The sequence below is a fragment of the Chromobacterium sphagni genome, from assembly GCF_001855555.1.
Lineage (GTDB): Bacteria > Pseudomonadota > Gammaproteobacteria > Burkholderiales > Chromobacteriaceae > Chromobacterium > Chromobacterium sphagni.
This window is the reverse complement of sequence record NZ_MKCT01000083.1, coordinates 48152-74319: the sequence shown is the minus strand read 5'-3', so window position 1 is coordinate 74319 and position 26168 is coordinate 48152. Positions and strand designations below refer to the sequence as shown.

At 63.4% G+C, this 26168-nt stretch carries 20 protein-coding genes and 1 CRISPR repeat array (1 of these 21 cut by a window edge); of the genes, 17 read left to right on the top strand and 3 right to left on the bottom strand.

Going from position 1 to position 26168, the window contains the following annotated elements:
• Positions 1–47: 47 nt before the first annotated feature.
• Positions 48–2375 carry a formate C-acetyltransferase gene (pflB, locus tag BI344_RS21405; RefSeq protein ID WP_071114821.1) on the bottom strand — a complete coding sequence of 776 codons (2328 nt, stop codon included), beginning with the start codon at positions 2373–2375 and terminating at the stop codon, positions 48–50.
• A 267-nt stretch (positions 2376–2642) separates the two neighbouring features.
• Entirely contained in the window at positions 2643–3425 is a 783-nt protein-coding gene (locus BI344_RS21400; protein ID WP_071114820.1) for a formate/nitrite transporter family protein, read from the bottom strand.
• A 1106-nt stretch (positions 3426–4531) separates the two neighbouring features.
• Between BI344_RS21400 and BI344_RS21395 the strand changes: the two genes are divergently transcribed.
• The 16 genes from BI344_RS21395 (at position 4532) to BI344_RS21320 (ending at position 20856) form a co-directional block, all read left to right on the top strand.
• On the top strand, positions 4532–5830 hold the full coding sequence (locus BI344_RS21395; RefSeq protein ID WP_071114819.1) for an HAAAP family serine/threonine permease: 1299 nt from the start codon (positions 4532–4534) through the stop codon (positions 5828–5830).
• Between the two features lie 68 nt (positions 5831–5898).
• The gene (locus BI344_RS21390; protein ID WP_071114818.1) at positions 5899–7308 is read left to right on the top strand and encodes an L-serine ammonia-lyase; all 1410 of its coding nucleotides are present in this window, start codon (positions 5899–5901) and stop codon (positions 7306–7308) included.
• A gap of 601 nt (positions 7309–7909) precedes the next feature.
• Positions 7910–8962 carry a Gfo/Idh/MocA family protein gene (locus tag BI344_RS21385; protein ID WP_071114817.1) on the top strand — a complete coding sequence of 351 codons (1053 nt, stop codon included), beginning with the start codon at positions 7910–7912 and terminating at the stop codon, positions 8960–8962.
• 40 nt (positions 8963–9002) lie between these two features.
• On the top strand, positions 9003–10118 hold the full coding sequence (locus tag BI344_RS21380) for a DegT/DnrJ/EryC1/StrS family aminotransferase (RefSeq protein WP_071114816.1): 1116 nt from the start codon (positions 9003–9005) through the stop codon (positions 10116–10118).
• Positions 10115–10630 carry an NUDIX hydrolase gene (locus BI344_RS21375; RefSeq protein ID WP_071114815.1) on the top strand — a complete coding sequence of 172 codons (516 nt, stop codon included), beginning with the start codon at positions 10115–10117 and terminating at the stop codon, positions 10628–10630. The genes BI344_RS21380 and BI344_RS21375 overlap by 4 nt, the downstream gene beginning before the upstream one ends.
• Positions 10627–11730 (top strand): DegT/DnrJ/EryC1/StrS family aminotransferase, encoded by a 1104-nt coding sequence (locus BI344_RS21370; protein ID WP_071114814.1) that lies wholly within the window; start codon positions 10627–10629, stop codon positions 11728–11730. The genes BI344_RS21375 and BI344_RS21370 overlap by 4 nt, the downstream gene beginning before the upstream one ends.
• Positions 11711–13066 (top strand): NAD(P)/FAD-dependent oxidoreductase, encoded by a 1356-nt coding sequence (locus tag BI344_RS21365; RefSeq protein ID WP_071114813.1) that lies wholly within the window; start codon positions 11711–11713, stop codon positions 13064–13066. Before BI344_RS21370 ends, BI344_RS21365 begins: the two co-directional genes overlap by 20 nt.
• Positions 13063–13773, top strand: a complete 711-nt coding sequence (locus tag BI344_RS21360; protein ID WP_071114812.1) for an HAD family hydrolase — start codon at positions 13063–13065, stop codon at positions 13771–13773. Before BI344_RS21365 ends, BI344_RS21360 begins: the two co-directional genes overlap by 4 nt.
• Entirely contained in the window at positions 13770–14885 is a 1116-nt protein-coding gene (locus BI344_RS21355) for a fatty acid desaturase family protein (protein WP_071114811.1), read from the top strand. The genes BI344_RS21360 and BI344_RS21355 overlap by 4 nt, the downstream gene beginning before the upstream one ends.
• Complete coding sequence (gene mtnP, locus BI344_RS21350; protein ID WP_071114810.1) at positions 14878–15780, top strand: S-methyl-5'-thioadenosine phosphorylase; 903 nt, start codon at positions 14878–14880, stop codon at positions 15778–15780. Before BI344_RS21355 ends, mtnP begins: the two co-directional genes overlap by 8 nt.
• Positions 15781–15799: 19 nt before the next feature.
• Entirely contained in the window at positions 15800–16396 is a 597-nt protein-coding gene (nudK, locus tag BI344_RS21345; RefSeq protein ID WP_071114809.1) for a GDP-mannose pyrophosphatase NudK, read from the top strand.
• A gap of 27 nt (positions 16397–16423) precedes the next feature.
• A complete protein-coding gene (locus BI344_RS21340; RefSeq protein WP_071114808.1) occupies positions 16424–17605 on the top strand; it encodes an MFS transporter in 1182 nt (393 codons plus the stop codon).
• Between the two features lie 10 nt (positions 17606–17615).
• Complete coding sequence (locus tag BI344_RS21335; RefSeq protein ID WP_071114807.1) at positions 17616–18308, top strand: HAD family hydrolase; 693 nt, start codon at positions 17616–17618, stop codon at positions 18306–18308.
• Positions 18305–19276: an ABC transporter substrate-binding protein gene (locus BI344_RS21330; protein WP_071114806.1), complete on the top strand. Its 972-nt coding sequence runs from the start codon at positions 18305–18307 to the stop codon at positions 19274–19276. The genes BI344_RS21335 and BI344_RS21330 overlap by 4 nt, the downstream gene beginning before the upstream one ends.
• On the top strand, positions 19273–20355 hold the full coding sequence (locus tag BI344_RS21325) for an aldose epimerase family protein (RefSeq protein ID WP_071114805.1): 1083 nt from the start codon (positions 19273–19275) through the stop codon (positions 20353–20355). Before BI344_RS21330 ends, BI344_RS21325 begins: the two co-directional genes overlap by 4 nt.
• A gap of 132 nt (positions 20356–20487) precedes the next feature.
• Positions 20488–20856, top strand: coding sequence for a LysR substrate-binding domain-containing protein (locus BI344_RS21320; RefSeq protein ID WP_071114804.1), 369 nt, complete (start codon positions 20488–20490; stop codon positions 20854–20856).
• A 13-nt stretch (positions 20857–20869) separates the two neighbouring features.
• Here BI344_RS21320 and BI344_RS21315 read toward each other — a convergent pair whose 3' ends face one another.
• Positions 20870–21772: a LysR family transcriptional regulator gene (locus BI344_RS21315; protein ID WP_071114803.1), complete on the bottom strand. Its 903-nt coding sequence runs from the start codon at positions 21770–21772 to the stop codon at positions 20870–20872.
• Positions 21773–21891: 119 nt separating this feature from the next.
• Between BI344_RS21315 and BI344_RS21310 the strand changes: the two genes are divergently transcribed.
• Complete coding sequence (locus BI344_RS21310) at positions 21892–22077, top strand: 4-oxalocrotonate tautomerase (RefSeq protein ID WP_071114802.1); 186 nt, start codon at positions 21892–21894, stop codon at positions 22075–22077.
• 137 nt (positions 22078–22214) lie between these two features.
• A CRISPR array of direct repeats spans positions 22215–26168; the repeat unit is 29 nt; unit sequence CGGTTCATCCCCACGCACGTGGGGAACAC; it runs 102 nt beyond the window's last position.

Genomic DNA, 26168 nt, shown 5'->3' with positions numbered 1-26168 from the left:
TGCATGAAGCGCGGGCAAGCCCTGCGGCCTGCCCGCCCTACGGCAGCTTACATCTTGCCGTGGAAGGTGCGGTTGAGCACGTCCAGCTGCTGCTCGCGCGTCAGCTTGACGAAGTTCACCGCATAGCCCGACACGCGGATGGTCAGCTGCGGGTACTTCTCCGGGTGCTCCATCGCGTCCAGCAAGGTTTCGCGCTTGAACACGTTGACGTTGACGTGGAAGCCGCCGCCGGCGATCTTGCGTTCGCCTTCGCAATCGAACGGCGTGCACTCGGCGGTCGAGAACGAGGTCGGATTGGCCGAGGCGAAACCGTCCAGGCAGTTGGCCAGGTTGGCGATGCGCTCTTCTGCGGTATGGCCCAATGCGTCCGGCGTGGCGGAGGCGGTCCAGCTGATGCCGTCCAGCGCCGAATCGTAAGGCAGCTTGGCCACCGAGGCGCCGGCGGCGACAAAGCCCTTCACGTCGCGGCCGTTCATCGGATTGGCGCCCGGGGAGAACGGTTCACCGGCGCGACGGCCGTCCGGGGTGTTGCCGGTTTTCTTGCCGTACACCACGTTGGAGGTGATGGTCAGCACCGATTGGGTCGGCTTGGAGTCGCGGTAGAAGTACGGCTGGGCCTTGATCTTGTTCATGAAGGACTGGGTCAGCCATACCGCAATGTCGTCGACGCGGTCGTCGTTGTTGCCGAACGCCGGGTATTCGCCTTCGATCTTGTAATCCACCGCCAGGCCGTCTTCGTTGCGGATGATGTGCACCTTGGCGAACTTGACGGCGGACAGCGAGTCGGCGGCCACCGACAGGCCGGCGATGCCGCAAGCCATGGTGCGGATGATGTCGCGGTCGTGCAGCGCCATTTCGATGCGCTCGTAGGCGTACTTGTCGTGCATGTAGTGGATGCAGTTCAGCGCCTTGACGTAAGTGGCGGCCAGCCAGTCCATCATTTTCTCGAACTTGGGCATCAGCTCTTCATAGGTCAGCACGTCGCCGGTAATAGGCTCGAAGCCGCGGGCCACCACCGCGCCGCTCTTCTCGTCGCGGCCGCCGTTGATCGCGTACAGCATCGCCTTGGCCAGGTTGGCGCGGGCGCCGAAGAACTGCATCTGCTTGCCGATCTTCATCGCCGACACGCAGCAGGCGATGCCGTAATCGTCGCCCCAGTACGGCAGCATCAGATCGTCGTTTTCGTACTGGATGGCGCTGGTGTCGATGGACACCTTGGCGCAGAAGTTCTTGAAGCCTTGCGGGAATTTCACCGACCACAGCACGGTCAGGTTCGGTTCCGGCGCCGGGCCCAGGTTATACAGGGTGTTGAGGAAGCGGAAGCTGTTCTTGGTGACCAGGGTACGGCCGTCTTCGCCCATGCCGCCAATGGCTTCGGTCACCCAGGTCGGGTCGCCGGAGAACAGTTGATCGTATTCCGGAGTGCGTAGGAAGCGGACGATACGCAGCTTGATCACCAGATCGTCGATCATTTCCTGCGCTTGCTCTTCGGTCAGCGCGCCGGCGGCGATATCGCGCTCGATGTACACGTCGAGGAAGGTGGACACGCGGCCGAAGGACATCGCGGCGCCGTTCTGTTCCTTAACAGCGGCCAGGTAAGCGAAGTAAACCCACTGGATGGCTTCGCGGGCATTGGCCGCCGGGCGGCTGATGTCGTAGCCGTACTTGGCGGCCATCTGGCGCAGTTCGTCCAGGGCGCGGAACTGTTCCGACAGCTCTTCGCGCTGGCGCATCACTTCGTCGGTGAAAGCCACGTCGTTCAGTTCGGCGAACAGCTGCTGGCGCTCCTTACGCAGAAAGTCGGTGCCGTACAGCGCCACGCGGCGGTAGTCGCCGATGATGCGGCCGCGGCCGTAGGCGTCCGGCAGGCCGGTGATCACGCCGGACTTGCGGCAAGCCATGATTTCCGGGGTATAGACATCGAACACGCCCTGGTTGTGGCTCTTGCGATATTTTTCCCAGACCTCCTTGATCACCGGGTCGATCTTGAAGCCGAAGGCTTCCAGGCCGTTCTCCACCATGCGCAGGCCGCCGTTGGGCATGATGGCGCGCTTGAGCGGCGCGTCGGTCTGCAGGCCGACGATCACTTCATTGGCCTGGTCGATGTAGCCGGCGTCGTGCGCGGTGATGGAGGAGGCGCGGTCGGCGGACACATCCAGCACGCCCTTGGCGCGCTCCTCCTTCAGCAGCACGCCCAGCGTATCCCACAACTTCCTGGTGCGCGGAGTGGCGTCGGCCAGGAAGCTGTCGTCGCCTTCGTACGGCTTGTAGTTCAGCTGGATGAAGTTGCGAACGTCTACCTTGCTCTGCCAGTCGCCGGCGGCGAAATCACGCCAGGGGTTGGCTTGTGCAGCGTCGTGAGTCAGGGCGTCCATATGGTGCCTCCTTCTTGGCTAAGTCCAGTAATGTGTTGGATATTGAAACCATGTTACATTCGGAATCGAAAATCCCGTTTGATCTTCATCAAGCCGCGCCGGCTTCCACCCGACTTTCCATACTGCGCCGCAGCAAACTCAGCAGCAAAAATAATGAATTTTTATCAACCGCTTATATAAAAATCGGCCTAAAAATCACACACCGTGCCGACTACATTCGAAAACGAACACCCACGGTTTACAAATCCAGCCTAACCATACCTTCGGTCAGACCGCCCGCAGCGTGTGGCGTTCCAGGCGGAACACCACCAGGCCCACGCCGATGGCGCCGCCGACGATATTGCCCAGCGTGGCCGGAATCATATTGTGCAGGATATCGGCCCACTCCAGCCCCTCCATGCCCTGCAGCTTGGCCAGCGCGAAGAAGGCCATGTTGGCGATGCTGTGCTCGAAACCGGAAAAGAAGAACACAAACACCAGCAGCATGATGATCAGCAGGCGCGCCGCCTCGCTGCTCATCCGCATCGGCACCCACACCGCCAGGCAAATCACCCAGTTGCACAATACGCCCTTCCAGAAGATTTCCAGCGCTTCGGCGTGCACCTTGTGCTGCACCACATTGAACAGCAGATGGTCCTGCGGCAGCGCGCCCATGCCGCCGGCGCCGGCCAGCACCGCGACGAAGGCCAGCACGCCCAGCAGATTGCCCAGGTAGACCATCGCCCAGCTGCGCAGCAGATTGCACACCCGGCAGCGGCCGCTGAGGGCGCCCACGGTGAAATACATCACATTACTGGTGAACAGCTCCACCTTGCAGACAATGATGCTGACCAGCGCCACGCCGAAGAAGCCGGCGGTGGCGATGTAGTAGCCGGGCGCGCCGGCGGCGAGGAACACCTGGCCCAGCTTGAGGCTGACCATCAGCACCGCGGCGATCAGCGCGCCGGCCATGGCGGCGCTGAGCAGGTAGCGACCCGGCTCGCTGCGCAGCACCTGCTGCTTGCAGGCGGCCTCGTCGACCACGTAGGCGAGAGTGGAAGAATGGCTCATTTCGTTTCATCTCTTTATATAGGAAAGCGTGGGCCAGGATGCGCAAGCGATTCCCCGACAACGGGCAACCATTCGCATGCCTTGCAAATTAGGAAAATTTTATGTTCGTTTTCGTAAATTTGTGTTTGATAACAATCAACACAAGCCCGTCTTCCCAATCGGTATAAAACCGCTCGCAACTGCCTGACATCCGAGTCAATGGCCGGCCATGACCGCATGTCTCCCGGCACAAACGCCTGACAGCCCCCGTACCCGGACGTCGGCCTGCGTCGCGCCGGCAAGTCGGCCAGGCTCTGGCGGCATCAGCCATGATCGTTTCGGCCGCGCCGCTTTCGTCAATTTGCTGAAGATTCCAATTCGAAAAATATAATGTTCATTTGAAAGGATTTATTTTCACATACGAACAAATATGCTTCAAGTATGCTCGCTATCAATCCAACTTCGAACAAATTCCAACAACCGCAAGACCGCCGCCACACCCGCTCCACGCCACCCGCGCGCCGGATAGACCACAGCATCCGGCCAAGAAGCATAGTCTTTACGTTTCAATCAGATGCAGTCCGTTTACAGAGATGCCCCATGCATTGACAAATCGCGCGCAGACGCCTCCACCCGCCACGGCAAACCAGCCACTCTCCGGCCTTCCCCCTCGCTTCCGGCAAACTCCACGTTAAAGCAAAAACTCCAATATGGAACGATCACCGAAGACCATTCTCACCGTCTGTAAATTTTCACTAGCAGCAATAAATTAAAAATTTCATGCCATTAAATATAAAATTAAACCAATATAAATTCATTAAAGGCACAAAGTTGCCAATATATTCCATATTCATTCAGGCGATGCGCAAAAAATCCACCCGAATCCATGTTCGCTTGTTCGTTTAGATACAAATTTAACTTGATTAGAATCAACTGATGTTCTTAAATGTGTACCTTGTTAATTACAAAGCACTTACGATGAGCAGCAAGTCAGCCGGACAAGGTTCGATCCGCTCACTCGAACCCCGGCAAGCACCAAGCTTCTCCTCGATGGCCAGCAGCCGCAAACGGCGGCGGGAAATCGAACCCGGTAATTGCAAAAACTTGTCTTAAGAAGGCACCACATCATGTCTCAAGCCATTGCTTCAACCGCACCGCGATCCGGCTCCTCCGGCTGGACCAAGCATGACACCGTCTGGATGCTCGGCCTGTACGGCACCGCCATCGGCGCCGGCGTCCTCTTTCTCCCGATCAACGCCGGCATCGGCGGCCTGTGGCCGCTGATGCTGATGGCCATCCTGGCCCTGCCGCTGACCTTCTTCGCCCACCGCGGCCTCACCCGCTTCGTGCTGTCCGGCAGCAAGGAAGGCGCGGACATCACCGAGGTGGTGGAAGAGCACTTCGGCCTTACCGCCGGCAAGCTGATCACGCTGCTGTATTTCTTCGCCATCTACCCTATCCTGCTGATGTACAGCGTGGCCATCACCAACACGGTGCTGTCCTTCCTCAACAACCAGCTGCACATCGAAGTCGGCAACGGCCTCGCGACCCGCGCGGTGTTCTCTCTGGCATTGATCCTGGGCCTGATGTCCATCGTCCGCCTGGGCGGAGCGGTGATCGTCAAGGCGATGAGCATCCTGGTTTACCCGTTCGTGGTCGTGCTGATGCTGCTGGCGCTATACCTGATCCCGCAGTGGAACAGCTCCGCCATCCAGCACGCCGGCAGCTTGTCCGACGCCCTGTCCAGCGGCGCCTTCTACAAGACGCTGTGGCTGGCCATCCCGGTGATGGTGTTCTCGTTCAACCACTCGCCCATCATCTCGTCCTTTTCGGTGGACCAGCGCAAGCTGCACGGCGCGGAAGCCGAGCAGGAATCCAGCCGCGTGCTGATCCGTGCCCACAGCATGATGGTGGTGACCGTGATGTTCTTCGTGTTCAGCTGCGTGTTCAGCCTGAGCCCGGCCGATCTCGCCGCCGCCAAGGCGCAGAACATCTCCATCCTGTCCTACCTGGCCAACCACTTCCAGAACCCGGTGATCGAATGGGTTGCGCCCATCATCGCCATGGTGGCCATCAGCAAGTCCTTCCTGGGACACTACCTGGGCGCCAAGGAAGGCTTCAACGGCCTGGTGATCAAGCAGCTGCGCCAGCGCGGCAAGACCATCGCCTCCGCCAAGCTAGATCGCTGCACCGCCGTGTTCATGATCGTCACCTGCTGGATCATCGCCACCATCAACCCGTCCATCCTGGGCATGATTGAAACCCTGGGCGGCCCGGTGATTGCCATGCTGCTGTTCCTGATGCCGATGTACGCCATCAAGAAAATTCCGGCGATGAAGAAATACGCCGGCGCGCCCAGCAACCTCTTTGTGGTGCTGATCGGCCTGATCGCCATCTCCGCCATCTTCTACGATCTGATCGCCTGATCGTCAGCCCGCCCGGCCGCCCCAGGCCGGGCCTCCCCTCCCCCCTTCAGCATCAAAGAGGTAGCATCATGTTCAGCATGAGTGATATCTACAAAATCGGCGTAGGCCCCTCCAGCTCCCACACCGTCGGCCCGATGAAGGCCGGCCACCAGTTTCTCGGCGCGCTCAAGGAAACCGGCAAGTTCAACCAGGTTGGCCGCGTGCACGTGGACTGCTACGGCTCGCTCGCCCTCACCGGCAAGGGCCACTGCACCGACCACGCCATCATCCTGGGCCTGGCCGGCAACCTGCCGGACACCGTGGATCCGGAGCACAGCGCCGCCGTCATCGGCGACGTGGAAAAAACCGCCCAGCTGACGCTGGGCCGCACCCAGCAGCGCGTCGCCTTCGGCATGGACTTCCATACCGCCAACCTGCCGCTGCACGAAAACGGCATGCAGATCCACGCTTTCGTCGGCGACGACTGCGTGCTGACCAAAACCTATTACTCGATCGGCGGCGGCTTCATCGTCGACGAGGAGCACTTCAATCAATCCAGTTGCAGCGACGTGCCAGTGCCTTACCACTTTGTCACCGCCCAGCAGCTGATGGACATGTGCGAGGAAACCGGCCTGTCCATCGCCGCGCTGGTGATGGAAAACGAAAAGGCCTTCCACGACGCCAAGGACACTCAGGCCCACTTCGCCCGCGTCTGGGAAGTGATGAAGAGCAGCATGGAGCGCGGCATGCGCACCGAGGGCAACCTGCCCGGCCCGATGCGCATCCCGCGCCGCGCGCCGGCGCTGCACCGCATGCTGACCAGTTCCTTGCAGGTGGCCAACGACCCGCTGTCGGTGATGGACTGGGTCAATATGTACGCGATGGCGATGTCGGAAGAAAACGCCGCCGGCGGCCGGGTGGTCACCGCGCCAACCAACGGCGCCTGCGGTGTGGTGCCGGCGGTGCTGGCCTACTACAACCATTTCATCCAGCCGCTGGACGACGACAGCTGCCTGCGCTTCTTCCTGTCCTCCGGCGCCGTCGGCTGCCTGTTCAAGCTCAACGCCTCCATCTCCGGCGCCGAAGTGGGCTGCCAGGGCGAGATAGGCGTGGCCTGTTCGATGGCCGCAGCCGGCCTGGCCGAGCTGATGGGCGGCAGCCCGTCGCAAGTGTGCATGGCGGCCGAAATCGCCATGGAGCACAACCTGGGCCTGACCTGCGACCCGGTGGGCGGCCAGGTGCAGATCCCCTGCATCGAGCGCAACGCCATCGCCGCGGTGAAGGCGATCAACGCCGCCCGCATGGCGCTGCACCGCGCCAGCTCGCCCAAGGTGTCGCTGGACAAGGTGATCGCCGCCATGTACGAAACCGGCAAGGACATGGACGCCAAGTATCGCGAAACCTCCTGCGGCGGCCTGGCCCTGCAGATCGTATCCAAAGACAAGGAAGTGCCCAGCCAGGCGATACGCTGGGTGAACGACGCTCAACAAGTCGCCTGACGCCAAACCGTCTCGCCGTAGCAACGCCGTCCGGCCAAATCCGGCGGCGTTTTTTCATACTGCAGACCATGCGAACGTCGATTGCATGACCACAAACTTACCATGGTGAAAACAGTACTATGGGGCAGTGCCGATCAACGATCTCCGCCGCCATTTTCTGCTGTATCTAAAATGGCCTCACCCGGCAAAGCCGTACTTTCCGGGCATTGCCACTGTAATCACTGCCTCGTTTCTCGGTTTTCTACCTCGCCGTACACGTTCATACCTGTCTGATTTGTCAGTGTTCCGATGTAATTTATACGCATGAGAACATACTCAAAGCCGACAAATCGCATGCCTCCAGCCTCTTTCTCCAAGGCCATACCGCCTTTCAGGCCCTGCTTCTGGTGTTGCGCTTCACGCAAAAGACCATTGTCAATAAATTATTTAAAATACATTCAAATTGAATTGATCATCGCCAAGGTATAGCTTTCCCTTTGCAATCCGCTGTCAATTGGTAACAAGTATTGACAAATTTTGAGCAAGAACTGCCGTCAAACCATTGTCGCCATTCGCCTTGCGGCGATGCCACTCGACGCGGCACAGCATATGGAGAAACACGATGAGCTTGATCAAAGTTGGCCTCGTCGGCATCGGCGCGCAAATGCAGGAAAACCTGCTCCCCTCACTGCTGCAGATGCAGGACTTGCGAATCACCGCAGCCTGCGACAGCAATCTGGATCGCGCCTTGCAGATCCGCCGCTATCTCTCGGACACACCGGTGTTCGACAATGTCCCGGCCATGCTGGACACGATGCAGCTGGATGCGGTGATCATGGCCGGTCCGCCGCAGCTGCATTACGAAATGGGCTTGCTCGCCATGCGCAAGGGCGTGCATGTCTTCGTGGAAAAGCCGCCGTGCGCGACACTGGAGGAGCTGGAAACATTGATAGACGCGGCGCGCCACAGCAAGGTGGTCGCCGGGGTGGGCATGAACTTCAAGTTTGCCCGCCCGGTCAGCCAACTGCGCGAAATGACCAAAGCGGAAGAATTCGGCGACATCCTGCACATCCAGCTCAACCACTACGCCAACAAGCCGCGCGCGCCGCTGTGGGGGCTGGACTCCACGCTGCGCTCTTTTCTTCTAGCCCAGGCCATCCATACCATCGACCTGGCGGTTACCTTCGGCAAGGGCGAACTGCAAAAAGTGCAATCCAGCGTGCAGCGCCACGACGACGCGCTGATCGTCAAGGTGGAAATGGCCTTCTCCTCCGGCGCCACCGCCAGCCTGCTGGCCGGCACCACTTTTCCCTACTTCGAATTCGACATGAAGCTTGTCAGCAGCAGTTCCACGCTGGTGGAACTGGACAATCTGTGGAACATCACCCTGCACGAACCGGAACACGCCACCCGTCCCACCGGCGCGGCCAAACGCTGGCGCGGCGCCTGGCAGCCCGGGCCGCTGGACTCAGGCTATGAACGCAGCGGCTATCACGGCGAATTGCACCAGTTCTTCGAGGCCATGCGCAAACCGCAACGCTACGAAGCGGACTTCGCCAGCCTGCTGCCGACATACCACGTCATCGAGGAAATCTGCGCCAACGATGCCGCGGCCCAAGGCAAACAGAATATCCAGAGCAAGATCCGCACCGGAATCGAATCGCTGTCGCTGTGACCAACCCGCACACCGCCAAGCCCGCCAGGAGCCCGCAACCATGACCGATACCACCCTCACAGCGCCGGCAGCCAGCCGCGTCATTTCCGACAAATACCGCCCCAGCTACCCGGATGATCTGGGCGCGCTGGAACAGGCGCTGCGCGGCGCCTTGTCCGGCACCAGCGACACCGTGGCGGCTTACGAACAGGCGCTGGCAGCCTGGTTCGACTCCCGGGATGCCGTCGCTGTGTCTTCCGGCGGCGCCGCCTTGAGCGTCGCCTTATATGCCGCCGGCGTGCGGCCGGGAGACGACGTGCTGCTGACGCCCAGCAGTCCCTTGTGCACCGTCTACCCCATCATCGCCGCCGGCGCCAATCCGGTATTCGTAGACACCCGCCGCCACGGCTTCGGCGCGGACCCGGCATCGGTGCGCGAGCGCATCGGCGCCCGTGCCCGCGCCATCATAGACATTCCGATGTGGGGCTATCCGACGGAGGTCGACCAGCTCAAGCAACAGGCGGAGCAGGCCGGTGTGCGCCTGATCCTAGACCTGGCCCATTCGCACGGCACCACCCTGCACGGCAAGCCGCTGTCCCATTACGGACACCTGTCCTGCTTCAGCACGCATGAGCGCAAGCCGCTAGCAACCGGCGAAGGCGGCTTCATCCTGACCGACGACCCGGAACTGGCTAAACACTGCCGCGACTACAGCCGTTTCGGCAACCTCAACGGCGTCGATTTTGGCCTCAACTACAAGCTGGCCGCTCTGCCGGCTGCGTTGGGACACAGCCGGCTGGCCACGCTGACAGAACAGATTGACCGTCGCCGCTCCAACGCGCGCCGCTTCCTGCAAGGGCTGCGCCATCCCAAGGTACACGAGAAACAGATCATAGCCGGCGGCAACCCCAACTACTATTTCCTGAATCTGGAACTGGGCTTCGCCGACAACCGCGCCTTCATCGACTATCTGGACGAGCGCGGCATTCCGTCCGACATCAAGCGCTACGGCTGCAAGGCGCTTTACCAATTTCCGGCGCTCAAGCAATACCGGCTCGACTGCCCCAATGCGGAAGCGCTGCTCGCCGGCATGACCACCATCCCGGTTCATCCCGCGATCAGCGAGCAGGACCTGGATTACATGGCCAGTTGTATCAACCTTTACGAGGCGCCATGATCAGCATCGATTCCAGCCGCGCCAGCCTGGACAAACACTTCACGGCCTCGGCCTTCGTGCTGAATCCGCACCGCGAAGTGTTGTTGATCCATCACCGCAAGCTGGGGGTCTGGCTCTATCCGGGCGGCCACGTCGAGCGTCACGAAACGCCGGACGAAACCGCGCTGCGCGAAGTGCGTGAGGAAACCGGCATCCAGGCGGCGCTCCTGGGCGAGCGAGACCTCGCGCTCGCCGATACCGAGGCCGATGTCAGCGTGCTGCACCGACCCTACCAGGTGCTCTGCGAATACATAGCTGATCCGCGCGAACCTCACTACCACCTGGATTTGATCTATCTGTGCGCCAGTATGGCGCGCGGCTGCCCGCCGCAGCGGGAGGCTGCCGAAGCCGGCTTTTTCGCCCGGCATCAGTTGGACGAATTGCGCATGTTCCCAAACTTCCGGCGCATGCTGGAGCGCCTGTTCGACGAACAGGCGGTTTGGGATGCGGTTATTCAAGGAGCAGACCGATGAGCACTTCCACGCTTGCGCGCCGCGCCATCGCGGAAACCTGCGCGCACGACACCGCGGACGATCTGCCGGAACTGGCCCGCGCGCTGCGCAGCGGGCTGACCGGCACCTCGGACATCGTGGCCGAATACGAAGCGGCGCTGGCGCGGCTGTACGACATCCCGCACGTGATCGCCGTATCGTCTGGCGCCGCGTCGGTGAATGCCGCGCTGGCCGGCCTGGACTTCGCGACCGGCGACGAAGTGATACTGGCGCCGACCTGTCCGATCTGCACCGTGCTGCCCATCCTGGCGCTGGGCCTGGTCCCCGTATTCTGCGATGTGGCGCCCGACAGCTTCGGTCTGGACCATGACGATCTGCTGCGCTGCATCGGCCCGCGCACTTGCGCGGTGATAGAAGTGCCGATGTGGGGCTACCCGGTCCGCTCCGACCTCAGCTGGGAGCTGCTGCGCAGACGCGGCATACCGCTGATTCAGGACCTGGCGCACTGCCACCTGACCCGGCTGAACGGTTCCTGGCTGGCGCGCATCGGCGACATCTGCTGTTTCAGCACCCATGACTGCAAATTCATGTCCACCGGCGAAGGCGGCTTCGTGATGACGCGCGACCGTAAGCGGGCGGAGCGTATTCGCGCCTATACCCGTTTCGGCAATCTGAGCGGCGAGACCGTAGGCATCAACCTCAAGCTTGGAGGCTTGCAGGCCGCGTTGGGCCTGGCGCGTTCGCGGCAACTGGAAACCCACCTCGCCGCGCGGCTTCGCAATCGCCGACGGCTGCTGGCGGCGCTGGATAATCCGGCTTTCCGCGAATTGCCGATCCCCGATCAGGGCGAAGCCAACGGCTACGCCCTGATGCTGCAAGCCGTGGCGCACGATGGCCGCCAACTGGTGCGCTACCAGATGGAACGCGGCATTCCTTCCGACATCGGCAAGTACGACAACCAGCCGCTGTTCCAGCTGCCGATGCTCGCGCGCTACCGGCGCGACTGCCCGAACGCGGCCAGCTTGTTGCGCTCGCTAACCACGGTGCCGCTGCATCCGGACCTGAGCGAAGACGACCTGGACTACATCGCGAGGACACTGAATGACTACACCCCGCTTTAGCGGCGGCCACGCCGTGGTGATCGGCGGCAGCGTCGCCGGCTGCCTGGCCGCCGCGGTGCTGGCCAAACGCTTTGAACAGGTGACCGTGGTGGAAAAGGGCGACTTCCACGACGAGACCGGCCCGCGCCAGAGCGTGCCGCAGGAACACCATGTCCATCTGCTGCTGCAGCGCGGAAAAGAAATCATGGAAGACATATTCCCCGGTTTTCTGCGCGAGCTGGAGCTGGCCGGCGCACAGATCGCCGACCTGGGGCATGACGTCAAATGGTATCAGGCCGGCCTGTGGAAAAACCGCTATCGCAGCGGCATCCATGCCCACTATTGCAGCCGCCGCCTGATCGACAACCAGTTGCGCCGCCGCATCGCGCTGCTGCCGCGGGTGACCGTGCTGGCGCGCACCCACGTGGAAAAATTGTGCATCAGCCGGCGTGACGGCGTGCCGACGGTATCCGGCGTCATGCTGCGGCAGGACGATGGCGAGCGCCGGCTGGCTGCGGACCTGGTGGTGGATGCCAGCGGACGCGGCACCAGGACGCCGGGCTGGCTGGAAGCGGCCGGCCTCGGGAGCGTGGAGAAAAGCGTGGTCAAAACCGACCTCGGCTACGCCTCCCGCATCTATCGCCGCCGACCGGAGTTCGCCTCCCGCTGGCAAGTGCTGCTGGTGCTGGCCACGCCACCGCGGCAACGCGCCATGGGCGTGATCAGCCCGATAGAGGGCGACCGCTGGATGGTGACCACCGGCGGCTGGTTCGGCCACTATCCGGACCGCGACCCGGAAGCCTTTCTGCACGCGCTGGCCAAGCTGCCGGTGCCGGACATCCATCAAGTGATACGCGAGGCGGAACCACTGTCCGAGGTAGCGGTGTTACGCATGCCCGGCAGCCAGCGCCGCCACTACGACCGGCTGCCGGTCTGGCCGGATGGCCTGCTGGTGGCCGGCGATGCGCTGGGCAGCATGAATCCGCTCTACAGCCAGGGCATGACGCTGTGCGCGCTGGAGGTGGAATGCATCGATCGCCACCTGGAGCGGACGCTGGATGGATCGCTGCCCTTCCGCGACTTGCAGGAAAAGCTGTGCCGGGTGCTGGACCCGGCTTGGCAGATGGCCGTGACCGAGGACCTGCGCTTCCCGGAAACCGAGGGCAAGCGCAATTGGCACACCCGCTTCCACCACTGGTACGGCGCCGGTCTCGCACGGCTGTCGGCGCGCCACCGCGGCGCGCTGGAGCTCCAGATCGGCGTCAGCAACCTGATCACCGACCCGGCCCGCCTGTACGCTCCGGCCATCGTCTCGCGCATCCTGCTCGACTCCGCCCTGCCCGGGGGAAATCCATGACCACGCCGCCCCTGCCCGATCTCGCCGGCATCGAACATCTGGTTTTCGACTGGAACGGCACGCTGATCGACGACATCGAACTGGCAGTCGCCGCGGTGAACCGCTGCTGCGAACGCTTTCAGGTGCCGCCGGTTACCCGCGAGCGCTACCGCCGCGACTTCGGCTTCCCCATCGCCGATTTCTACGCCAGGCTGGGGTTCGACTTCGCGCGCAACTCCTTCGCCGAGATCGTCGCGGTCTATCTGGGGCACTTCGACGCCCACGTCGGGCATTGCCGACTCCATGCCGGCGCAAGCGAGCTATTGGACTGGGCCGATGCCCGCGGCATCGGCGCGTCGGTGCTATCGGCCTCGCAACGCGACGTGCTGCTGCAAACACTGGAATCCAAACGCCTGCTCCACCGCTTCGAACACGTAGTCGGCCTGGATCATAGCCATGCCAACAGCAAACTCGAAGAGGCCCGGCAGTTGCAACAGCGGCTGAGGCGCCCCGCCGCCAGCACGCTGTTCGTCGGCGACACCCTGCACGACTGGGAGGTGGCCAGCCAGGTCGGATGGCGCGTGCTGCTGCTGGACACCGGCCATCAGGACCATACGCGCCTGCAAAGCAGCGGCGCCGCCATCTGCACCGGCCTTGGGCAATTGCATGCGGCGCTGTCCGCGACCACAGCCTCGGCCATGCCGGCCGGGGCGGGAGACTCTCCATGAACCATAGTTACCTGCAAGCGCTGCTGGCCGTGCTAGCGTGTTCGTTGACGATGCGGGCCATCGTGGCCTTATATTACCGCGACAGCAAACCGGTGATGCGCCGGCTGCGGCTGCTGCCCCGCATCAGCGACAATCCCGAAACCTACTACCGTCCACTCGACGCCTGGCTGGCGCCGCTGCCCTTCATCTGGACCTGGTTGGACATCGTGGCCGCCATCATGCTGGCCACCCTGGCCGACTCACCGTTGCTCTGGACCTTTGTCGTGCTGTGGAGCGGCGGCCGGATGCGGGCCTTGCAAGAATTCGGCCACAACGCGGTCCACTTCGCCCTCTGCCCCTCCCACGCCTGGCAATGGTGGCTGAGCGACATCTTCTATCAGTTCCCGGTGTTCAAGCGCGACATGCATAGCCGCCACAAGACCCATGGCGACCATCACCGCAAACCCAACCATCCCGAGCACGATCCCAACCGCGCCCGGGTATTCGCCGGCGGCTACGAGGCCGGGCTGTCGCCATACGCCTTCGTCGCGCGCCTGTTCTACCCGCTAAGCCCGGCCGGCTTCAGAAACAACGTCGCCACCATGCTTCGCAACAGCCTGCTCAACCATTCTCGGCTCACCGCGCTGGCCCGCTGCGCCACCTTGCTGGCCATCGGCCTGTTGCTGTACGGGATAGGCGGCTGGCAGGGTCTGATCTTTGGCTGGTGGCTGCCGCTATTGACCAGCTATCCGGTGTTCGCCTGGATTTCCCTGCTGACCGAGCACCGCTGGCTGATTGAAGGCTTCCCGCAGGAGCGACTGGAACTGGAATACCTGATGGGCAGGCCGACCGACTACTTCGGCATCGCCGGCTGGCTGGTGAGAGTCTTCATCGCGCCCACATCCGACGCCTATCACCTGGCCCATTCGCTTTACCCCGGCGTGCGCTGGAACTACCTGCCCGCCATCGACAGGCACCTGAAAATCAACGAGCCGCGCTACAGCGACAACGCCAGCGAAGGGTTGTTTTTCCAACGCGGCAACGCGCCGTCGGCGCTGTCCGAGCTGCGCGAACGGCTGGTTTCCCCATCCGTGACGGCCCATTTATCCACCCAAGGGGTGCACCATGACTGATACATCCGGCAAAACCATTCCTCGCATAGGCATTATCGGCGGCAGCGGCTTCCAGCAATTGCTGGGCCTCACCGACGCGCAAGCCATCCATTGCGACACCGCCTTCGGCCAGCCCTCGTCCGCGGTGACCACCGGCTACCTAGCCGGCGTGCCGGTAGCCTTCCTGCAGCGCCACGGTCCCGGCCATACCATTCCGCCCGCGGCCATCAACGCCAAAGCCAATATCGCGGCCCTGCGCAGCGTGGGCTGCAAGCAGATACTGTCGATGAGCGCAGTGGGCAGCCTGAGCGCCGAGGTGCCACCCGGCCATTTCGTGCTGGTCGACCAGTTCATCGACCGCACCCTGATGCGCGACAAGACCTTCTTCGGCCCGGGCCTGGTAGGACACGTGCCATTCAGCGATCCGGTATGCGGCCGCATGCGCCAGGCGCTGGCGGAAAGCGCCGCCGCCGCCGGGGTTGCCGCGCGCGACGGCGGCACCTACATCGTCATGGAAGGCCCGCAATTCTCCACCCGCGCCGAATCCATGCTCTACCGCCAATGGGGCGGCAACGTGATCGGCATGACCGCCATGCCGGAAGCCAAGCTGGCGCGCGAGGCCGAGCTCTGTTACGCGCTGGTGGCCATTCCTACCGATTTCGATTGCTGGCATCAGTCGCACGAGGCCGTGAACGCCGCGATGGTCTCCGAACGGATGGCGCAAATCGGCGCCAGCGCGCGCCGCCTGGTCGAGGAGGCGGTGAAACGCCTCGGCAGCCACGACGGCGACTGTCGCTGCGGCTGCGACCGCGCGCTGGAAACCGCGGTGATGACCGCCCCGGCACTGCGCGACCCGGACATGCTCGCCCGCCTGCTGACCGTGGCGCCCAACGCCACCCATCTCCTCCCCCGCTGACCAACCCTGGAGCCCTGATTTGACCGCCACACTTTCCACCAGCGACCGCATCCGCATACATCGTACCGAGGTGCTGTCCGACGACTGGTACGTACTGCGCAAGACCACCTTCGACTACCAGCTCCGCAACGGCGTCTGGCAGACGATCTCGCGCGAAACCTATGACCGCGGCAACGGCGCCACCATCCTGCTGTACAACCGCGCGCAACAAACCGTGATCCTCACCCGGCAATTCCGCTTCCCGGCCTTCGTCAACGGCCACGACGGCATGCTGATCGAAACCTGCGCCGGACTGCTGGACCAGGACGATCCGGAAACCTGCATCCGCAAGGAAACCGAGGAGGAGACCGGCTACCGCATCGACAAGGTGCGCAAGGTATTCGAAGCCTTCATGAGCCCGGGCTCGGTCACCGAACGGCTGTTCTTCTTCGTCGGCGAATATCAGCCGCGGGACAAGGTGGCGGACGGCGGCGGCATCGCAACCGAGGGTGAGGAGGTGGAAGTGCTGGAGCTGCCGTTATCCCAGGCGCTGGCGATGTTGGACAGCGGCGAAATCGCCGACGGCAAGACCATCATGCTGCTGCAGTACGCGCAGCTGCATCGGCTGCTGGATTGAGGCCGGAATCGACATTGGAGACCGCCTGTGGATCAAGCCGAACGTCCTGCGTCCCATCCGTTCCACCGCGATGGCCCCACCTGGTTTCTCTATCTGGTGCTGGCGGTCTTCGGCTTCCAGCAGTCGGTGCTAGGGTCGGTGCTGCCCTTCCTGCGCCAGGAGTTGGGCTTCGACACCATCCGGGTCGGCTGGCACTTCACATGGTACGCGGCCGGACTGGTGGCTTCCGGGCTGCTGGCCGGCCAGTTGCTGAAGCGGCTGCCGATCAACCTCCTGGTGCGCGGCAGCGCCATCGCGATGGTGGCGGCGGTGCTCAGCATCACCCAGGCCGCAAACTTCGCCGGCACCCTGGCGGCGGCGGCGGCAATGGGTCTTAGCGGCGGCGTGGTGCAAGCCGCCGTGCAGGCGGGGTTGGCCTGGCATCAGCCCGGCCACCGGGACATGGCGATGGTGGAGGCCTTCGTCTTCGCCGGCATCGGCGTGTTTTCCGGCCCCTTGCTGGTCGGCCAGCTGGCGGCATACGGCCTGTCCTGGCGCATGGCTCTGCTGGCGTCGGCCCTGATCCTGGCGGTGGTTATGCTGCTTCCCGGCCCTTCCGCCCGCAGCGACGCCAGTCGGCCATCCGCTCGCGCCGCCGCGATCCCGCTGGCCGTCGCGCTATGCTGGCTCACCGTGCTGCTGGGCATAGGAGCCGAATGGGGCATAGGCTTCTGGGGCGCGCAGTTCCTGCAGATCAGGCTGGGCCTCAACCCGCCGCAAGCAGTCAGCCTGATGTCGGTATTCTTCGGCGGCACCGTGTTCGGCCGCATAGTCTCCAGCCGCCTGCTGGCCATATTCGATGGCAGGAACATGCTGTTCAGCGTGATTCTGCTTGGTTGCTGCGCCATTCTCGCGCTGTGGGGCAGCGGCCATGCCGTCGTCACCGTCTTCGCGCTGGCGCTCGCCGGCATGTGCCTGGGCAACTTCTTCCCGCTGATCATCAGCAACGCCATCCGGCTGGAGCCGGCCCATGTCGGCCTGATCTCAGTGGGCTCCACCCAGGCGGTCGGCGTTTCCCTGCTGGTGGTGCCCATCGTGCTCGGCTATGTCGGCCAGTCTGCCGGCCTCATAAATGCGATCGGGATGCTGGCCGCTCTGCCGCTGCTGATGGCAGCCGCCTGCCTGGCCGCAAGCCAGCGCCATCTTCTGCCGCACAAGGCCACCTTTTGAAAGGGACATCATGAATTCAGCCGACTTCACCCTGCTGTTCGATCTGGACGGCACTCTGGTGGATACCGACATCCTCCATTTCGGCGCCTACCAGACATTGCTGGCCGACTACCAGCGCAGCATCACCATGCAAACCTACAAGCAGCGCATCATGGGCGCGCCAAACGACGCGATCATGCTAGAACTGTTTCCCGAGCTGCCGCAAGACGCCCGTCGCCGCTTGTCCGAGCACAAGGAGGAACTGTTCCGCGCCGCCATCATGGAGCTGGAACCAATGCCAGGCGTGTTAGCGCTGTTCGAGTGGGCCGAGGCTCGCCACGTGCCCATCGCGGTGGTGACCAACGCGCCCCGCGCCAACGCCGAGTTGATGCTGAAAGGCTTGGGACTGGCGAAACGAATCAACACGCTGGTAATTGGCGAGGAGCTGCCGCGCGGCAAGCCCGACCCCCTGCCCTACCTGACCGGGCTGCAGCGGCTGGGCGGAAGGGCGGAACGCGCGCTGGCCTTCGAGGACTCGCTGTCTGGCGTGCGAGCGGCCAGCGCCGCCGGCATCCACACCTTCGGCATCGGCACCTCGCTGCCGGAAGCGGCGCTGCTGGGTGCCGGCGCCCACGAGGCTATCAACGACTTCACCGCCGTCGCCCTGTGGCGGCGTCTGAACGCGCTGGAGCTGGGCACCGTCACAGAGGCATCGCGCGCATGAGCCATCCTGCCCCCCCTCACGGAGTGCCGGCGGATGCGGTGCGGATTGATGCCGCCACCGGCAGCGGCCTGGCCGGCAGACTGATCGCCTACAGCTCCTTTGAGCCCTACGAACTGGCCGACTACCTGCAGGCGCTGCGCATCCTGTTGCCCGATATCGCCATCGAGCTATGGCGCATGTCCACCACCAGCCTGACCGAACTCTTGCAGGCCGGCGTCGAGGGCGACCTGATACTGGGCTGGGCCGACACCGCCGCGCAGTCGCCCGGCATCGCCGAACGGATCGCGCCACCTGCTCCGGGCAGCGGCGCCGATCCCGACGGTTTCTGCCGACCAACCGGCTTTTCACTGGCCTTCATCACCGACCCGAGCTGCCTCCGCGCGCGCGGCGCAGATGCGCCAAAAATCTGGCAGGACCTGGCCGCGCCGCAGCTGGCCGACTGCATCCTGTTTCCCGACCCGCGCCGCTCCGGCGCCGGCTATCTCGCGCTGAGCACCATATTGCAATGTTTCGGTACGGAAGACGGCTGGCGGCTGATGACGGAAATAGACCGCAATGTGCGCGACTATCCCGGCTCCGCCTGGGCGCCCGCCGCCCGAACCGGACAGGACGGCATCGCTATCGGCGTCACCGTGCGCATCGCCGCCAGCCGCCGCCAGCAAGAGTTCCCGACTCTGTCCATCGCTCTGCCGCTGGATGCCGTAGGAGCGGAGGCGGAGGTCTACGGCGTGCTGGCCGCCAGCCGGCAACCGGCGCTAGCGCGCCGCGTGCTGGCATGGGTCATGTCGGACGATGCCGCCCATCGCTTTCGCAGCCACGCCAAACTGCTGCTGCAAGAGCCTGAACAGGCGCTGTTCGCCATCGACCCTTTACGCGCCACCCGTGAACGTCCGGCCATTCTGCAACGCTTCGACGAACTGATGCGGCAACGCGCCGCGCGCAGCCCCCTGACGGAAGGAATCCAATGATCACCCGATCGGTTTTCGGCACCCTGCCCGGCGGTGAAACCGTAGAGCGCATCGAACTGATGCTGGCCAACGGCTTCAGCGCCGCCATCCTTACCTGGGGCGCCACGCTGCAATCGCTGCGCAGCCCTGACCGCGAAGGTCGCTTCGCCTCGGTGGTGCTGGGCTACACCACGCTGGACGACTATCGCAACGCCGGCGGCAGGCTTGGCGCCACCATGGGCCGCTACGCCAACCGGATCGAAAATGGCCATTTCCATCTGGATGGCCAGGACCATCAATTGCAGCGAAACGAGGGGCGCCACGCCATACATGGCGGACCGGAAGGATTCGACCGCCGCCTCTGGAGCGTCGAGAGCATCCTCGACCTGCCGGACCGGCCGGAAGTCCGCCTGCGGCTGGAAAGCCCGGATGGTGACCAGGGTTTCCCCGGTCGCCTGGTTCTTACCGTATCCTATGCGTTGAAGGCGCCCGGCGATCTGGTCATCAGTTATGAGGCTAGCAGCGATAGGCCTACTGTGTTCAACACCACCAACCATGCCTATTTCAACCTGGCCGGCGAGGGCAGCGGCAGCGTGCTGGATCACCGATTCACCATCCCGGCCGACCGCTTCCTGCCGGTAAACGACGAACTGATCCCCACCGGCGAAATCCGCAACGTGGACGGCACAGAGTTCGACTTCCGCGAAGCCCGCCCCCTGGCCGCCGGCATCCGCGCCGATGACCCGCAGATCCGCCTGGGCCGCGGCTACGACCACTGCTACGTGCTGTCGGAAAACGGCCCCGAGCCTTACCCGCGGCTGGCCGCCCGCGTGGAGGAAGAGCAAAGCGGCCGCCAGCTGGAGGTGCTCACTACCGAGCCCGGCCTGCAACTGCACAGCGGCAACGTGCTGACCGGGCGCTACCACGGCGCATCCGGCCGCGCCTACCGCCAGTCTGACGGCTTTTGCCTGGAGGCCCAGCACTTTCCCAACGCGCCCAATGCCGCCCACTTCCCCAGCACCGTGCTGCGGCCAGGCAAGCCTTACCGCTCCATCACGATCTACCGGCTGGGCATCACCCCGTCTCTCGCTCGGAGTTGAGTGACCCGGCTTCCCCGAATGCCGGCGCCAACCTGGTGTCGGCATCCAGCTGGAAAATGGCGGCATACGCGCCGCAATGGCGTCGACCCACATCACGCCCAGCGCTGTCCTTGCGCCGGCCAGCCCAGCTTGATGGCGGACGGGCAGGCCCTGCTGGAGGAGCTGAAAGCCCGGCCGCGCTGGCCCTGGCTGGGCATACGCATGCGGCCAGGGCGCAAGACGCTGGTCAACGCCGCCGGCGAGGAAAACGCCTTCGCCTTCCGGCCTCTCCTCACCGTCAACAGCATAGACGCCGCCTGCCAGCTGGCCATCGCCGGTGCCGGCCTCGCCACGCCCCCGGCCTTCCTGGTGGAAAACGAGCTGGCCGCCGGCCTGCTGGTGGAGCCGCTGCCCGGCTGGCGAGCGGCGGCGCTGGGGGTCTACGCGGTATGGCCGGCCAACGCCGCCCGCGCCAGCCTGACGCTGCGGCTGGTGCAACATCTAGCGCAAACCGCTGGATAAACCGCTCGCAGCCTTAGCCGAGGGGACCATCCGCGCCGAAGCGCCGCAGCAGGAAATCCACCACGCTGCGCAGCTTGGCGGTGGGGCGCCGGTCTTGCGCATAGACCAGATGCATCGGGGTGGTCCGGAACGACCACTCCGGCAGCACCGGCAGCAAACGACCGGCGGCCAGGTCGTCGGCCAGGATGGCCTCCGGCTGCAGCACAATCCCCATGCCGTGCAGGGCGGCGATGCGCAGGGCATTGCCTTGGTTGGCGGTGAAAGGCCCTTGCACCGACACCGTGCAATTTTCGCCGCCCGGCCCCAGCAGATGCCAGCGGTCATAGCGCCGCCAATACGACATTCCCAGGCAGGCGTGCCCGCTCAGCTGTTCCGGATGGCCTGGATGGCCATGCTGTTCCAGATAGGCGGGCGCGGCGGCCAGTAGCCGGCGATAAGGCTGCAACGGCCGCGCCACCAGGCCGGCATCGCCAACCTCGCCGATCACGATGCCCAGCTCATACCCTTCGTTGATCAGGTCCGGCGCGCGGTTGTCCAGCGTGAGATCGACGCCGACTTCCGGATAGCTCGCCAGATAGTCGGTCAGCGCCGGCACCAGGCTGTGGCTGCCGAAGCTGACCGGCGCGATCAACCGCAAGCGGCCGCGCGGACTGGCCTGCAGCTCCAGCGCGCTGGACTCCGCCAGCTCCACTTCCGCCAACACATGCTTGCAGCGCTCGTAGTACAGCCGCCCCACTTCGGTAAGCTGCTGCCGTCGGGTGGTTCGGTGCAGCAAACGCGCGCCCAAGCGCTGCTCGATGACACGGATGTGCTTGGCCGCCATGGTAGCCGAAACCTGGCTGGCCTCCGCCGCGGCCGCGAAGCTGCCGCTTTCCACCACCCGCACAAACATCGCCATGCTGGCCAGCTTGTCCATGATTAACAACCCATAGGTTTGGAATGTATCAAATCATGGCATATTTATCGGCGGCGCGCGCTGGATGATACTGGCCTCATCGGCACCCGCTTCGCGGCGCCGCCCACTGGAGAATTGTCATGCCCATCCTGCACCTGGAACTGCAACCCGGCCGCACCCCGGAACAAAAACGCGCCTTCGCGAGCGAAGCCACCCGCGTCATGGTGGAAACCCTGGGCTGCCCGCCGGAAAGCGTGGACATCCTGATCAACGAAGTATCGCGCGAAAACTGGGCCAAGGCCGGCACGCTGTACGCCGACAAATAAGGCCGGCCCACGGCGCCAGCAAACCGCCAGCAAGACCGCGCGCTGCTGGCGCCGCCCAGCAAAACCGCTTGGACAGGCCTACCTCCCCTGACGGAAAAGGGGTTAGCGAGAAAGGGCAGCGCGAACTGTTCCGAAGCCTGCTCATCCCCACGCACGTGGGGAACACGTGGCCAGCCATTCCTGGGAACGCTTGCGAGCCGGTTCATCCCCACGCACGTGGGGAACACGATCAGGCAAAAGGCCTATTCATCAAAACAGCCGGTTCATCCCCACGCACGTGGGGAACACTTAAAAAACGCCTGACAATCCGTACCGGGCGGCGGTTCATCCCCACGCACGTGGGGAACACGTTGGCAGGCGGCTGCGATCCGTTGCCAATCCCGGTTCATCCCCACGCACGTGGGGAACACTCGAATTTCTGCCGCTCCCATTCTAGAAGTTTCGGTTCATCCCCACGCACGTGGGGAACACGCCAGGTGGAGGGCCAGAGCCTGCCCGGAACGCGGTTCATCCCCACGCACGTGGGGAACACCGACGTGGCCGAGCGCGTAAACCCAGATCGCCCGGTTCATCCCCACGCACGTGGGGAACACCCGCGTTTCCCGATCTGGGATGACGTGCGCACCGGTTCATCCCCACGCACGTGGGGAACACATCAAGTCTGCGATGCAGGGATAGCTCATTTCCGGTTCATCCCCACGCACGTGGGGAACACTGAAAAGCATGAGTTTGCCGGCCTTGTTCGATCGGTTCATCCCCACGCACGTGGGGAACACTCGGGGTAAGCCTCATCCAATGTCGTCGCGGCCGGTTCATCCCCACGCACGTGGGGAACACGTCAACCATTTGGTCGACGACGATTTCGACACTGGTTCATCCCCACGCACGTGGGGAACACCTGACTGCGTTTAGCGCTTGCGCGCCCAGCTGCGGTTCATCCCCACGCACGTGGGGAACACGAGTAGTCCATGGTTTTCCTCCTCAGCTTTGGCGGTTCATCCCCACGCACGTGGGGAACACCCGGCGGAATCACATCCCCCCTGGCAGCAGGCCGGTTCATCCCCACGCACGTGGGGAACACGCGTTGAAATTTGCGCTGTTTCTGTCGTTTATCGGTTCATCCCCACGCACGTGGGGAACACCGCCTTTTGCGCGCTCTTGGAGTTCGGATTCTCGGTTCATCCCCACGCACGTGGGGAACACCGCGGCCTCATCGGCCGGGAAAATGAGATGCCCGGTTCATCCCCACGCACGTGGGGAACACCATGGGGTTACTTGGAGCGTGGAGGCATACGCCGGTTCATCCCCACGCACGTGGGGAACACTCCAGATGCGGGCGTTCGACGATGCCAACTGGCGGTTCATCCCCACGCACGTGGGGAACACAGCGCCTGCAGCACCTGGTCGCCCGGCAGCGACGGTTCATCCCCACGCACGTGGGGAACACACTTTTGGCGGAATCACTGACGTTCTATCACCCGGTTCATCCCCACGCACGTGGGGAACACGTCTGCACCGTCCTGGTATTCGACAACGCTGACGGTTCATCCCCACGCACGTGGGGAACACCCTGGACCACTCGTGGGCGTGATCATTCCGGACGGTTCATCCCCACGCACGTGGGGAACACCAGGGAGACGGCGCGGGCATCGGCACCTTGCACGGTTCATCCCCACGCACGTGGGGAACACGCGCGCGGCGGCCGAGGCTGCGACGCCTGGGCCGGTTCATCCCCACGCACGTGGGGAACACGCACGAGCCATCATAGACTTAACGTCCATGCCCGGTTCATCCCCACGCACGTGGGGAACACGGCGGCTCCGTTACCGATTAATAGGAGATTTCCGGTTCATCCCCACGCACGTGGGGAACACAGCTTTACCCTGCGCGCCCGACAAATTCAGGCCGGTTCATCCCCACGCACGTGGGGAACACCCTTGAAAGCAGCCAGCATGTCCTGACGCTCTTGGTTCATCCCCACGCACGTGGGGAACACAGCGGATCGGGGCCATATACCGTGAGCCAAAACGGTTCATCCCCACGCACGTGGGGAACACTTGGCCTCTGAAATCCTTCTATTGGGCAGTTTCGGTTCATCCCCACGCACGTGGGGAACACCCAGCCCATGATGCCGGAGGTATCACACGGCACGGTTCATCCCCACGCACGTGGGGAACACCCAGGTGCGCCTGCCGCTCCGGTTTCGCCTGGCGGTTCATCCCCACGCACGTGGGGAACACTGCTGCTGCTTCTTTGCGATCCGGTTCGCCAGCGGTTCATCCCCACGCACGTGGGGAACACGCCCTTCATCAGCTGGAGCAGCAGCGCGGGGTCGGTTCATCCCCACGCACGTGGGGAACACTCCGGGATGTACCAGCTAGATAAGTGGTGGTTCGGTTCATCCCCACGCACGTGGGGAACACCGCCCGGGGTGGCCAGGAGGTCTAAAGGCGAGCGGTTCATCCCCACGCACGTGGGGAACACTCCGGGCAGGCCAGCGGCGATATCTCAATAACCGGTTCATCCCCACGCACGTGGGGAACACTCCATCACGATCAAATCGTAGGGCTCGCGCGCCGGTTCATCCCCACGCACGTGGGGAACACCCGCATCAGCTCAGCCATGGCAGTCAGCTGCGCGGTTCATCCCCACGCACGTGGGGAACACAACAGGTTGGAAGAAGAAATGCTGTCTAGACCCGGTTCATCCCCACGCACGTGGGGAACACATCCCTTTGCCGTTCCAGCCGGTGCGAGCCACCGGTTCATCCCCACGCACGTGGGGAACACTTACGTACATTACGCCGCATTGCAGGTTGGCCGGGTTCATCCCCACGCACGTGGGGAACACGGAGTATTATCCGGAAATAAAACGGTATAAGCCGGTTCATCCCCACGCACGTGGGGAACACAATCGGTGCGGATGCGTATTCTTCAGCCACGCCGGTTCATCCCCACGCACGTGGGGAACACGACTGCAAGCTGTCGAAGGAACACAAGTCGTTCGGTTCATCCCCACGCACGTGGGGAACACTATGGCCCTGTCCATCGCTCATGTCATTTCTCCGGTTCATCCCCACGCACGTGGGGAACACTGTTGTCGAATCCGATTTGGTAGGTCATTTTGCGGTTCATCCCCACGCACGTGGGGAACACAGGCACCGTGCTGTCCCAAGCGCTCAGGATCAAGGTTCATCCCCACGCACGTGGGGAACACTATTTGGTTCCTCTCCAGTTCGCGCAACGCGGCGGTTCATCCCCACGCACGTGGGGAACACCTGAGCTGGTAGCCGACGTCGAAGTCCTGACCCGGTTCATCCCCACGCACGTGGGGAACACGAACGCGCCTGTGTCAAGGGGTCCATGATGATCGGTTCATCCCCACGCACGTGGGGAACACCTTTGTGGTGTGCGTTTGGGTTCTTAGCGTGACGGTTCATCCCCACGCACGTGGGGAACACCGCGGACCTCCTCCGCGTCCGCCGCTTTCAGTAGGTTCATCCCCACGCACGTGGGGAACACATGGCCGGCATCCCAACGGCCATATTAGACTGCGGTTCATCCCCACGCACGTGGGGAACACAACGAGGTGAGCCACCACGACGGTCATAAGGCCGGTTCATCCCCACGCACGTGGGGAACACCCGCAGTGCGGGCAGATGAGGTCAGCCATGAGCGGTTCATCCCCACGCACGTGGGGAACACTCCATCGCAGTCCTGAGGGATTCTTTCTTCATCGGTTCATCCCCACGCACGTGGGGAACACCACGCCGATTTCGAACTCGCCGGCCTCGCCCACGGTTCATCCCCACGCACGTGGGGAACACGCAACTGGTAGACAACCTGACGGCCAACCGTCCGGTTCATCCCCACGCACGTGGGGAACACCCGCGCTGGGGTATGACGCGCAATGGGCTTGTCGGTTCATCCCCACGCACGTGGGGAACACGATAAAAAGTCCGCCAAACTACGTATTTTTACCGGTTCATCCCCACGCACGTGGGGAACACGCTGGCCGAGGTCTCGCGTGTGCTGAAGCCAACGGTTCATCCCCACGCACGTGGGGAACACCAGCCGCTATAATCACGTCAA